5 protein-coding genes are annotated in these 13,380 nt (G+C 76.3%); all 5 read left to right on the plus strand.

Features of this window, described 5'->3' with window-relative positions:
• Positions 1-60 precede the first annotated feature (60 nt).
• From WQO_RS31775 to WQO_RS31795, 5 genes are read left to right on the plus strand one after another with little or no spacing between them, the layout of a single operon-like run.
• On the plus strand, positions 61-921 hold the full coding sequence (locus tag WQO_RS31775) for a DUF4132 domain-containing protein (protein WP_010058969.1): 861 nt from the start codon (positions 61-63) through the stop codon (positions 919-921).
• The gene (locus tag WQO_RS31780) at positions 918-6,098 is read left to right on the plus strand and encodes a hypothetical protein (RefSeq protein WP_058954168.1); all 5,181 of its coding nucleotides are present in this window, start codon (positions 918-920) and stop codon (positions 6,096-6,098) included. The genes WQO_RS31775 and WQO_RS31780 overlap by 4 nt, the downstream gene beginning before the upstream one ends.
• The gene (locus WQO_RS31785) at positions 6,095-7,333 is read left to right on the plus strand and encodes an AAA family ATPase (protein WP_010058972.1); all 1,239 of its coding nucleotides are present in this window, start codon (positions 6,095-6,097) and stop codon (positions 7,331-7,333) included. Before WQO_RS31780 ends, WQO_RS31785 begins: the two co-directional genes overlap by 4 nt.
• Positions 7,334-7,336: 3 nt before the next feature.
• Positions 7,337-11,332: a vWA domain-containing protein gene (locus WQO_RS31790; protein ID WP_058954169.1), complete on the plus strand. Its 3,996-nt coding sequence runs from the start codon at positions 7,337-7,339 to the stop codon at positions 11,330-11,332.
• Positions 11,329-13,302 (plus strand): hypothetical protein, encoded by a 1,974-nt coding sequence (locus tag WQO_RS31795; RefSeq protein WP_010058974.1) that lies wholly within the window; start codon positions 11,329-11,331, stop codon positions 13,300-13,302. The genes WQO_RS31790 and WQO_RS31795 overlap by 4 nt, the downstream gene beginning before the upstream one ends.
• The last annotated feature ends 78 nt before the right edge of the window (positions 13,303-13,380 follow it).

Here is a 13,380-nt window from a genome sequence, read left to right on the forward strand (position 1 = left end):
CGGGATTCATCAGCATGCCGCCACGGCGGCGGCTGTCCGGCACGACGGGGAGAACAGCGCATGGGGTGGGTTCCTGCGGGCGACTACGAAGTCGCTCTGGAGGCGGGCAAGGTGGTCTGCCGCAACGGGAAGGGCCGACGGCTCAAGTCCGTTCCGGCGAAATTGAAGGACGATCCGGCGGTCGTCGGTCTCCGGCAGCTGACCGAGTGGCTGGACCGGCACGAGAAGCGGTGCCTGAGCGACGTCGAGCAGTGGATGGTGCGTTCGCTGCCCGTTCCCACCGCCGTGCTCGCCCGGGTCTGGCCCGACCCGGCGTGGCAGGCCGCCCTGCGGGACGTCGTGGTCACCGGCGCGGACGGCGGAGTCGCCGGGTTCCTGCGCGACGTCGATCCCGAGCGCGGCCTCGGCCTCGTCGACCTGGACGGCGACACGGTCCGCATCACCCCGGACACCGTCCACGTGCCCCACCCCGTCCTGCTGGAGGACCTCGACGAACTGCGGGAGTTCGCGGTCGAACTGGAAGTCCGCCAGAACGTCGAGCAGCTGTTCCGCGAGGTGTGGCACCGCCCGGCCGGCCTCGCCCCGGACACCACCTCCGTGGACACCTACGCCGGCGGCGTGTTCAAGGAGCTGCGCTTCCTGCACGGCCGCGTCACCCAGCTCGGATACCGGTCGCGCGGCGGATACGCGGTCTGCCCGGTCGTCGAGGACGGCGTCGGAGTCGAGGCACGCATCTGGATCGGCGAGCACGACGGATACGACGCCTACGGCACCGAGACGGGCCCGTTGGGCTGGACCGACGCCTCGGGGCGCGCGCTGACGGCGGCCGAGGTCGGCCGCGTCGCGTGGTCCGAGGGCATGCGCATGGCGGCGGCGCTCTACGCCGGACGCGACGTGGAGGACGAGGAGCGGGCGGCATGAGCAACACGACGAACACCGAAGCGAACACGGCGGCCACGGGCTCGACGGCCCTTCCCGCCCAGAACCGGGGCCGCAGCGCCTCCGCCCTCGCCGCCGAGGCCCGCGCGGCGAGCCTGCTGGACGCGGGCGCGATCCTCCCGGCCGGCACCACCGACCGGGACGACGCCGACACGCTGACCGCGCGCACCTACACGCACACCGCCCTCGGGGACCGCGCGGTGGTCCGGCTCGTCCCGGGCACGCTCGGCGAGGCCGAGGACCTGGCCCTGGAGTTCCTGGGGCTGGCCCGGGCCGCCGAGGCCCCCGTCGTCGGGCAGGTCCGCCGTGAGACGCTGGGCTTCCCTGCCTGGGCCCTGGTCAACGACCCGGCCAACGGACACCACGCCCTCGCCCTGGTCAAGGACATCGAGCGGCTCGGCCGGCAGGCCAAGACCCGCGCCGGTGCGGCCAAGGAGGGCTTCGACGAACTCGGCACCCGCCTCGGCCGGGCCGTGCCGCACTTCCTCCCCACCTACTACGAGCAGGTGGCGCGCCTCTTCCTCCAGGCCGAGAACGCCACCTACGCCGCCTCGTTCTTCGGCAAGGCACGCGAGGCCGAGCGGGTCCACGGCCTGGTCGTGGACGAGGACCGGCAGCGCGCCGTCTTCCTGGAGTTCGCCCTCGCCGGCGCACTGACCGTCAAGGCCCTGCGCCAGTACGTGCGCGACCTGGTGGCCCGGCTCGCACCGGCCGACGCCTGGGGGCAGTTCCGCCGCCTGCTGGTGGAGCGCTGCGCCGCCGGTATGCCGCCGTACGCGGCACTGCCACAGGACGTACGCACCCTGGTCAAGGCCGCCGGACTGGACCGCGAGAGCGCCGAGCGCGAGCTGGTGGCCGACCTGATCGGCTCTCCCGGAGTTGTCCGCGCTCCCGCCTCCTTCTGGACGACCTACGGCTCCGCGCTCACCGCCCTCGCCCGGGAGGACGTGTCCGTACGGGCCCGGCTCCTCGGGTTCTTCCCCGAGACCTTCAGCGAGAACGGCCGCGACACGGACGGCGAATCCGGCTGGCTCGCCCTCCTGGCCGACTCCGGCGCCGAGGAACTGCTGACCGCACACCCGGCCTCCTCCGACCCCGCCGACACGGCCGTTTCCCCGGCGGACTGGCTCGCCCGCTGGGAGGCGTACCGACGCCGCAACCGGGCCACCTCGGGCCGCAGCCCCCGCACCCTGGACCTCACCGCCCGGATGACGGACTGGCTGCGCGCCGACGGACGCCCCGTCGAACTGTTCCAGGGCCGCTGGCAGCCCACCGCCGACCTGGACCTTCTCGACCTCTGCCTGGCCTCCGGAGTCCCCGTGGCCGAGCCGGACGACGCGGACACGACCCGTGGCCACGGGCGGTCGAACGGCTTCGCGCTGGGACAGTGGCTCGCCGACGACGAGCCCGGACAGCGGGATCTCGCCGCCGTCGCCGGGCACCCGGGCTTCCGCGACCTCCTGCGCCGCAACGTCGGCGGCCTCGGCGACGGGCGCGGCCAGCGGCTGAGCGACGCCGGGATGGCGAAGGTGGCCGCGCACCCGGTGCTCTCCGTCCTCCTGCGCGAGTGGCTGACCCGCTGCGCCGAGGAGTACACCGCCGCGCGCGGACTGCCCGGGCTGCGCATCGCCCTCAACAAGCTCTCGCCGTTCCGCGCCGTGGTCGCGGACGTCGCCCCGGACGCCGCGCGTCTGCTCGAAGAGCACGACGTCGTACCTCTGCTCCTCTCCACCCTGCGCACGGGCGTCTTCGACGAACTTGGCTGGCCCGCGCTCGACGAGACCTACACCGAACTGGCCGCGGAGGCCGCCACCGCGTCCCGGCGGGCGAACAACCGGTCGCAGAACGTCGGCGTCACCGGCGCCTGGCCCGCGCTGATCCTGAGTACGCAGGAGCGCGCCGTCGTCGTCGGCCCGGAAGGCGTTCTGCTGCGGCACACCCTGCGGCTGCCCCCTTCCACCGACCAGTGGCGGACACCCGCCTTCCGCTTCGTCGACGGGGAGTTGCTGGTGATCTGGTGGGAGGACGGCAAGCAGCACGGCTACTGGTCGCACCGCCCCGCCGAGGTCTTCACCGTCGGCGGCGAGCAGATCCCCCGCTGGGGCCGCCCCAGTCTCACCGACGAAGTCTCCGTGCCGCTGCCCGGCGGCGGCACCGCCACCGGCGGCAAGGCCCTGCACGCGGGCGACACCACCCTCCCGGCCCAGCGCGCCGTCCTCGCCGACGGCACCGGCCACTGGCGGGAGGGCCACCAGGGCACCCAGCGGGTGTGGCTGGAGTACGACCCGGTCAGCGGTACCCACGGCCGCGCCTCCCTGCCCGCCTTCCTCCGCTCCGGGGTGCAGGACGGCACCCGGCTGCTCGCCGAGCACTGCCAGGTGCTGCCCCTCCAGCCCGGCCTGGAGACCACCCCGTTCGGCACGGACGGCACCGTCCTCGGACGCTGGGTCCGCCGCACCGCCGCCGAACCCGGCACGGCCGCCCCCGCCGACGGGGACCGGACCGTCGCCGGCACCCCCGACGGGCACACGGTCGCCCTGCCGCACCCGCTGCCCGACGGCGCCACCGTCGTGCCGCTCGGCGCCCTCACCCTGCCCGGCGGGTCGCGGCCCGCCGTGGTCCTGCGCCACCGCTCCGTCGAGGCGCACCCGGCGGACACCGACGGCGCCGGCGGCGGTCTGTGGTCCGTCGGCACCGACTCCTCCGGCGGGAACGACGCGGCGGGCACCCCCTATGTGCCTCCCGCCGTCTACTGGCACGCCCTGCGCCCGAGGGACGAGCAAGGCTCCACCACCCTGCGCAAGCTGACGGAGGCCCGGGCCCACGAACTGTTCGACGAGGTCGCCGCCGCGGTCGTCCGGCACCTGAACGCGTTCCGGGCGGTCGAGGAGTACACCGGGCCCTCGTCGCAGGAGATGAGCCAGGAGGCCGTCGCCCGGATCCTGCCCGAGGTCTCCGACGCACGCCTCCTCGCGGGCGTCACCGCGATCGTGCGGAACGCCGTGGACCGGGCCGTCGCGGTCGCCCAGTATCTGGAACCGCCCGCCCCCGCGCAGCCGGTCACGCCCCGGAACACCGCACGCACCCAGGGCATGTTCTTCGACCACGAGCCCGAACACGGCGACGACACGACGCTGCGGGCCGCCACCGCCTGGGGCGCCGAGAAGGTGCGCGGATCCTGGTACGGAGGCGGAAGCCGGTGGACTGCCATCCGGCAGATCCTCGCCGTCAACCACGTCCTCGGCGGTGAGCCGGCGTTCGGCCCGGCCACACCGTCGAAGGTCCCCTTCACCCCCGTGGACGGCTGGCAGCGCGACGCGTACACGGTGCCCGGCGAGTCCCTCGCCTGGACCCCTCTCCTCGACAAGCTGCCCGAACTGGCCTACCGGGCCGCCTCGGAGGCCACCTCCGCCGAGCACCGCGCCGGGCTCATCGTCCTGCTGGAAGCGCTCGCCGCGGGCCCGCTGGCCGACCCGGCGGGCACGGTCCGGCGGGTCGAGCTCGTCGAACCGCTCGACGCGGCGACCCCCGGCCGGACGGGACGCCCCGAGGCCGTGCACCGCCTCGGCCAGGTGCTCCGCAAGGGCCCCCGCACCGTCTTGGTCCTGGCCAACCACGGCCGCAACTCCCGGGACGACGCGGCCCGCTGGCTCGCACTGGACCACGACCCGACCGGAGCCTTCGGACCCGTCCCCGGCTTCACCCTCGACCGCGAGCACGTCTACCGGCAGGGAATCGCCCGCGACCGGCTCACCCGGCTGACCGCCCTGGTACGTGACAAGGGCCCGGCTCCCTGGCGTCCGGAAGCCGCCGAGGCGTTCCACACGGCCACCGGAATCGGCCCCCTCCAGGCCACCGCGCTGTTGTCGGCGGCCGTCGAGGAACCCGGCGCCGAGGCGCTGGCCCTCCTCGGCGCGAAGAGCCGCGCCTTCGAGACCGCCCAGGACCGGCTGGACGCCCTGCCCCGCGACGAACGGCACACCGTGCTGCGGGCGCTGCTGCCCGCGGACCCGGCCGAGCTGTGGTCCACGGGCCCCGACGTCCGGGCCGCCGCCGAGACCTGGGGGGAACTCCTGGGGTCCCTCGTCCGCGTCCCCGAGGAACTGGACCTCGACCTCAGCGGCGCCACGGCCGCCTCCGTCGACCTGATCCTCAACGCGGGCACCCGCAGCTGGCTCGCCCACGGCACCCCCGTACCGGACGGCAGCGCCCGCCCGGCCCTCCACCGGGTCAGCGCGCGCGGTGCGGTCGCGAACGCCCTGACCGCCCTGCGCACCCTCGCGTACACGCTGCCGTACGGTCACCCCCTGCGGGCCCACCTGCCCGTCGGCCTCGCGGCGCTGCGCAGCCGTCTCGCCGACCCCGGATTGGTGCTGGACCTCGGTCTGGACTGGACCGAGTCCGGGACCTCGCTCGGCACCGCGATCCGCGCCGCCCACGCACTCCCCGAATCCGGCGGCGCCGAGGCCGACGGACTGGTCCGGGCCGGCACGGCGCTGCTCCTCGCCCCTGGATACGGCGACAGCGAGAGGCTGCTGATCCGCCCGGCGGGACTGGAGGGCTCCGACGATCCGGTGTTCGGCCTGGTCGAGGGCACCGTCGGTCCCCACCGGACCGGCGACCTCCTCGCCCTGCGTGCCCTGCTGGGATCGGAGTCCGACGCACTGGCCTCGGCGGGCGCCCCCGACGGCTCCGCGCACCACCCGGTCCAGGACCCGACGCGTACGGTGCCGGACGTGGTGGCCGAGGCGGCCGACACCCTCGCCCTGAGCGCGGACGCCGCCGCCCTGTATCTGATGATCCTCGCCCTGCCCGACCCGACGGACCGCAACTGCGTCCGCTGGACGGAGTGGAAGCCGGCCCGGATCAAGAAGGCCCGCGCGGAACTCGCCGCCACCGACCTCGTCGTGGAGGCGAAGCGCTCCCGCGCCGGCCGCACCCTGTTCCTTCCCTGTGGCTGGCTCGAACGCGGCGCCCCCGGGCTGCCGCTGGAGACCTGGAAGGAAGGCCTCTACCCCGTGGCGGGGTCCGCCCGGACCCTGCCCCACCTCCCCGTCCCCGCGCTGTACGCAGCCGCCTGGGCACGGGTCCGGGGCGGCGACGCCCCCGCCTTCGAAGAACTGAACACCCGCGCCACCCGGAAGGGCCGCCGCCGATGACGAACGACACCACGACCACCCCCGACAGCACCACGCCGGACAGCACCGTCGCGGGAGGCGTCCCCGTGCAGGCGACGGCGCCCGGCCACGGGCCGCGACAGATCACCCTGCCCGAGGACCGGTACGCCACCGAGCTGGCCTTCCTCGCCGCGCACGACTCCGGACCCCGCCCGCCCGGCTGGCTGCTCACCCCCCGTGCTGTCGTCACCTTCGTGATGGGCAGCGCGGGTGACGCCCTGAGCCTGCCGAAGGGGGCCCGGCCCGGCACCGGAGTGCCGCGCCGGCTGGTGATCGAGCAGAAGTTCGTCGGCGAACGCGCCCTGGTCGAACGGTGTGTCGTCACCCTCGCCGGGGAACGCGGGCTGCTCCTCGTCGGCGAACCGGGCACCGCCAAGTCCATGCTCTCCGAGCTGCTGTCCGCTGCCGTCTGCGGGACCAGCGCGCTGACCGTGCAGGGCACCGCGGGCACCACCGAGGACCAGCTCAAGTACGGCTGGAACTACGCGCTGCTGCTCGCCCAGGGACCCACCGAGCAGGCCCTCGTGCCCTCCCCGGTGCTCACCGCCATGACCCGGGGCGCCGTCGCCCGCGTCGAGGAGGTCACCCGCTGCCTGCCGGAGGTCCAGGACGCCCTCGTGTCCCTGCTCTCCGAGCGGCGGATCGCGGTGCCCGAACTGGCGGGCGGCGACGGAGCCCAGGTGCACGCGGCCCCCGGCTTCACCCTCATCGCCACCGCCAACCTCCGGGACAAGGGCGTCTCGGAGATGTCCGCGGCCCTGAAGCGGCGCTTCAACTTCGAGACCGTGGGCCCCATCGGCGACGTGGACGCCGAGACCGCACTCGTCCGGCGCCAGTCGCGGGCCGCCGTCGAACGCGTGGGCGCCGCCTACCAGGTGGACGACGCGGTCCTCGAAGCCCTCGTCACCGCCTTCCGCGACCTGCGCGACGGCCGCTCCGTGGAGGGCTGGGAGGTCGAACGCCCCTCCACGGTGATGAGCACGGCGGAGGCCGTCTCCGTCGCGGGCTCCCTGGGCCTGGCCGCCGCCTACTTCCCCGGCGACCGGGACGTGCTCTCCCTGCTGCCCGGGCATCTGCTCGGGGTCGTCCGCAAGGACGACCCCGCCGACGCGGCACGGCTGCTGGGGTACTGGGACGGGCCGGTGCGCAGGCGCGCGGAGCAGGGTTCGGCGACCTGGCGTGCGCTGTGGGACCTGCGCTCGGTGCTGGAGAGCTGACGGATGAACGAGTCGACCATGCGCGGGACGGGGACGATGGCGGGGGCCGGCACCTCCGCCGAGGCGCCGCCCGCCGCCGGCGTGCCCGCCGGTGCTCCCACGGCTCCCGTGGTTCCTGCGGTTCCCGGGCGTGGTCCGGCGGGCGGACCGGTCACCGCGGAAGCCGCGGTGGCGGCCCTCGCGGAGGCCGGTCCCGGGGCGCCGTTCCTGATCGGGGTGCGCCACCACGCGCCCTCGCTGGCGGCGGCCCTGCCCGCCCTGCTGGACGCGGCGGACCCCGACGTCCTCCTCGTCGAACTGCCCGCCGAGTTCCAGCCCTGGCTGGGCTGGCTCGCCCACGAGGAGACCGAGGCCCCGGTGGCGCTGGCCGCCGTGCCGGCTGCCGGGCCCGGAGCCGTCCCGGCGGGTGAACGGGGCCCGGCCTTCTACCCCTTCGCGGACTTCTCGCCCGAACTGGTCGCGCTGCGCTGGGCGGCGAGGAACGGCGTCCCGGCCGTGGCCTGCGATCTGCCTCTGGCCGACCGGGCGTGGGCGGAGGGCCGCGACGGGGCCCCCATCCCTGTTCCCGGCGCCGCCTCCGCACCCGTGCCGGGGGAGGGGCACGGGCTGTCCGCCGCGCTCCGGTCCCGGCTCACCGGCCGGGAGGGCGAGGACCTGTGGGACCGCCTGGTGGAGGCCCAGGCGCCCGGCTCGACACCCGAGGCGCTCCGCCGTGCCGCCCTGCTCACCGGCTGGGCGCTGCGTCACGAGGCCGAGGCTCGGGGCGGGGTGCACGGCACGGATCTGGTACGCGAGGCATGCATGCGCGGCCATGTCGCGAAGGCCCTGGCGAACGGACGGCGGCCCGCCGTGGTGGTGGGCGCCTTCCATACTCCGGCGCTGTTGCGGTCAGGGGCGGGGGCGGACGGGACAGCCTGCACTGCTGTTGCCGCCGAGGAGGCGGGATCGCCGGGCCCGTCCTCCGTGCCGGAGCCGAGCGCGGGCGGGCACGCCGACGGCGTTGCCGGGGCGGCCGCGTGCACGGTCTCCCTGATCCCGTACACGTACCCCCTGCTCGACTCCCGCTCCGGCTATCCGGCCGGCATCCGGGACCCGGAGTGGCAGCACACCGTCCTGGAGGCCGCCGGGGACCCGGCGGCCCTGCACGAGGCGCTGGTCCGCACCGCCGTACGCCTCTGCGCCGCCCTGCGCGAACAGGGCCACCCCTGCGGCCCGGCGGACGGCAGGGAGATCGTCCGGGTCGCCGGTGACCTGGCCCGGCTGCGCGATCTGCCGGCGCCGGGCCGCGGTGAACTCCTGGAAGCCGTGCAGACGGTGCTGGGGCGCGGCGAGACCTACGGCACGGGCCGCGCCGTCGCCCAGGCCCTCGAGCGCGTGCTCGTCGGAGCGCGCACCGGACGGCCCGCACCCGCTGCCCCGCGCAGCGGACTGAGCCCCGCCGTCGAGGCCGAGACCGCGGCGCTCGCGCTCCCCGGGCCGCAGGACGCGCACGAGAAGGCACCCCGCGACCTCCGGCTCGACCCGGCGCGCTCCTCCCTCGACCGCCGCCGCGAACTGCTGCTGCGCAGGCTGACGGTCTGCGGCATCCCCTATGCGCAGGAGCAGGAGGTGACGGGCCCGGCGGGGGGTGAAGGACTGACGACACGCTGGCGGGTGCGGTGGACCCCGGCGACGGCCGCGATGCTCACCGCGGCCGGGGCCCGTGGCGTCACCCCGGCCCAGGCGGCCGAGGGCGTGTTGCGGCAGCGCCACGCGGCCGAGCGTGCGGACGGCGGTCCGACGGCCGCCCAGGTCGTCCGCGGGCTCGCGGAGGCCGCCGCTTGCAGGCTGCCCGCCCTGGCCGACGAACGACTGGCCGAACTGGCGGCCGTGCTCCCCGCGAGCGGCACTCTTCCCGAACTCCTGGCCGGGCTCGACCTGCTGGACCGCATCGACGCGGGCCATCTGCCGGGCCTGACCGAGCCGGACGGCCCCGAGGTTCGGCCCGACGGCCCCGAAGTGCCGTCCGACGCTTCCGGTGAGCCGTCAGGCGGCCCCGAAGCCGACACCGCCAGGGCCGCCCGCACCGCCCACGCGGCGGAACTGCTGACCGCTGCCGCGGTGCGCCAGGTCGAGGGGCTGACCGGCTCCGAGAAGCCCGAGGACGCCCGCGCCCTGCTCGAACTGGCCCAGCGGGCCGACCGGCTGGGCGGCATCCGGCTCACCGACGCCCTCACCCGGCTGGCCGCCGACGGCGCCCCGCTGATCGCCGCGGCGGCCGGAGCGGTCAGGGTGCTCACCGGCCACGAAGAGGCCGAGGCCTTCGGCGAGCGCGTCGCCTCCTGGGTGGACGGAGCCGTGGACGGCACCTCCCGGGCCACGCTCACCGCCCGGCTCTCCGGCGTCCTGACGGTCGCGGGCCCGCTCCTGACCGTCGCCGCCGACGCCCTGGACCCGTTGCTGGACCGGGTCGTCGGGCTGGACGACTCCGCGTTCCTGGCCCGTCTGCCGGCCCTGCGCGGTGGCTTCGACACCCTGAGCCCGGCCGCCCGGGACCGCCTGCTGGGCACCGTCGAGGAGCGGCTGGGCGAACGGGTGGACGACCTCGACGCCGACGATCCGGCCGGACTGGCCCGCCGTACGGCCGCCGACCTCGCGGCGAGGGAACTGCTGACCAAACTCGGCCTCCCCATCCCGCCGACGCCGCACGACGGCCGGGTCCCACCGCCGTCGGACCACTCCGCCGCAGCCCCCGCGCCTCTCACCGCCGTCCCCCCCGCCGGCGCACCCCGGGCCGAGGCGCCCTCCGCCGGGACGGCACCCATAACCGCGCTCACCACCGAGGCGCCCCCGGCCGAGGCGACCCTTGCCACGACACCCTCCACCGAGGCGCCCCCCGCCCGTACCCTCGCACCCGCCGACCGATGGCGGCTCGTGCTCGGCCGGAGCTCCGACCGACTGCCGTCCGGCGCCGCCCGCCTGGCGACCGCGCTGGACGAGCTCTACGGCGCGGGTCACGGCGAGGGTTCCCGCGGCGGACTCCCCGGGCGCGACGGCTCCGGGGCCGGCGGGGGCCGGGAGCCGTCGTTCCCCGGTGTGCGCGAGTGGTCCGAGGAACTGGCCGCGCTGTTCGGCCCCGGTGTCCGCGAAGAGGTCCTCGCCGCCGCGGCCGTGACGGGGCGCCAGGACGTCCTGGCCGAACTCGACCCGGCGGCCGCCACCCCCTCCGTGGAACTGCTCCGGACCATCCTGCAGTACGCCGGCGGCCTTCCCGAGGCCCGCCTCGCGGCGCTCCGACCGCTGGTGCGTCACCTGGTCGAGGAACTGACCCGGCAGCTCGCCACCCGGCTGCGCCCCGCGCTGACCGGCGCGACGACGGCCCGGCCCACCCGCCGCCCCGGCGGCCGGCTCGACCTGCCGCGCACCCTGCACGCCAATCTGGCCACCGCCCGCCGGACGGTCGACGGCACGATCCAGGTGATCCCCGAGAAACCCGTCTTCCGCAGCCGTGCCCGCAGGTCGGCCGACTGGCGGCTGATCCTGGTCACCGACGTCTCCGGATCCATGGAGGCTTCCACGATCTGGTCCGCGCTGACCGCCTCCGTGCTCGCCGGGGTGCCGACCCTGAGCACCCACTTCCTGGCGTTCTCCACCGAAGTCGTCGACCTCACCGGCCATGTACGCGACCCCCTCTCCCTCCTGCTGGAAGTGAGCGTGGGCGGCGGAACGCACATCGCCGCCGGGCTCCGGCACGCCCGCGGCCTGATCGAGGTGCCCTCGCGCACCCTCGTCGTCGTCATCAGCGACTTCGAGGAGGGAGGGCCGCTCGCCGGACTGCTGGCCGAGGTACGGGCGCTGGTGAACACCGGCTGCCACGTCCTCGGGTGCGCGAGCCTCGACGACGCCGGCCGGCCCCGGTACTCGACGGGCGTCGCCGGGCAGCTCGTGGCCGCCGGGATGCCCGTGGCGGCCCTCAGCCCACTCGAATTGGCCCGCTGGATAGGGGAGAAGACCGCATGAACGCCGCTCAGTTGCCGTCCGTCGCACCTGAGGTCACGGCCACGCTCGTGGAAGGCCTCTCGCCCCGGCTGCGCAAGCGGCTGGACATGGCGGTCACCAAGCTCGCCGCCCGCCCCGCACACCGCGACGGGGACACCACGACGATCGAGGTCGACGACGAGACCGAGCTGCGCCTGCACGCGCCGGGCGGGGTGGTGGCGAAGGTGGAGGGCATCACCTGCGGCTGCCTCCTCGCCCCGTCCTGCGTCCACCGCGCGGCGGCGGCCTGCGCCGCCCCCGCCGCCGAACTGGCACCGGAGCCCGCCGAGCAGGCCACCCCGGAAGCCCCGGGACCGGCATCGGCGACGGCCCCGGCCGCCGCGCCCGGCCCCGACGCCGCCCGTGCCCCCGGCCTCGACGTCGCCTCCGGCCCCGCCCTCGCCCCCGTCACCGGCGTCGCCGCCCACGCGGCCTCCGGCCCCGCCACCGCACCCGCTCCGGGTCCCGCCGACGCAGCTCCCGGCCTCGCCCCCGACGTCGTCTCTCCGCCGGAGACGGCGAGCCCGGACCAGCGTGCCGCCGCCGACGTCCTCTGGTCGGCGGGCGCCGCCGTGCTGGAGGCCGGGGTGGACGGGGCGGGGGCCGTCACCCAGTCGGCCCTCCTGCGCGCCGCGCACACCGCCCGGCTCCGGCACCTGCCCCGGGCCGCCGGCGCCGCGCTCTCCGTCGTCACGCTGCTGCGCGCGGCCCGCGCCGGGGACCCGTCGTACCGCATCGCCGACCTCGTCACCGCCCTGGCCGAACTCCTGGGCACCGCCCGTCGCGTGGGGGCGGCGTCCGGGGCGGAGCTGACCGCCGTCAGAGGCCGGGTGCGCCGGCCGTACAGCCCGGACGGCTCGCTCCGCCTGTACGGCCTGTTCACCGAACCCGTGGTCACCGACTCGGGGCACGGCGGCGTCCGCACCTGGGTCGCCGGTGCCGACGGCCGCCTCTTCACCGTCGGCGACGTGGCGCCCGGCGGCGTGGGCCGGGCCCTCGGCGTGGCCGACCGGGCCGTGCGCCTGGGGGACAGCGCCCTCACCCACCGGGAGCTGGGCCGCGCCGGTCTTGCCGTTTCGGGCGCGACGGTCTCGCCGGACGGCAGACTGGGCGCGGGCAAGGCCGTGAAGGCCGTCACCGCCCGGGGTGCGGCGTGGACGGAGCCGCCGCTCGCCGCCCTGTGGGAGACGCCACCGGCCGAACAGGCCGCCCGCGCCTTGCGGTCCACCTCCCGCTACGCGGACCCGGACGGCACCGGCAGCGATCTGCTCTTCCTGGACGTCGAACTTCTCGGCGCGGTACGGGAGCCGGGCGGCGTGTGCCTGCTCGCGCAGTGCGAGGGAGGCGTTCCCGTCCGGCTCGCCGTCGCCGACGACGACCCGGCGCTCGCCCACCGCGACAACCTGGCTCTGCTGGCCGCCGCGCCGGGGACCCGGCTGAGGATCATCGGCCGCCTGACTCCCGCCACCCACCCCCGGCTCACCCTCCTCGCGTGCACGCACCCCACCGGCGAGGGCACGGTCGACCTCGGCCTCGACCGGCTGCGCCGCGCCGACCTCCCGGACCCGTCCGCCCCCGCGCACTTCGCCCCGCCGCAGCCCGCAGGCCCCGGCGCGCTGTCGCCCCTGTACCTCCTGGAGCGCCGGGTGGAGCAGACGGTTCCGGCGGGCCGTGCCGCCCTCGGCCTGCTGGGCGACGTCACCGCCGAGACCCGCCGGATCCGCCGCGGGGGTCTCCCCACGGCCGCCGCACTGCTCACCGCCCTGTGCGCCTCGGCCTCCCGGCGTGATCGCGACCTCTTCGGCCGTCTGCTCCCCGCCGACCCCGACGGCTTCGCCGCGTACTGGCTGGCGGCCGCCCGCTACACGGCCGCCGTGTCCGAATCGCTGTGCTCGGCAGCCTGGAACGCGCAGCGGGAGGACCCGGCCGCCGTGCCGCCGACGCCTTCATGAACTCCACCCCGGCGGGCCGGCCCGGGAGCATCCGGCCGTGTCCCGGGAGCGCACCGCCGGGACCCCGGGTAACGTCGG

Origin of the sequence: Streptomyces globisporus C-1027, assembly GCF_000261345.2 — a bacterium.
Classification (GTDB): Bacteria; Actinomycetota; Actinomycetes; order Streptomycetales; family Streptomycetaceae; genus Streptomyces; species Streptomyces pakalii.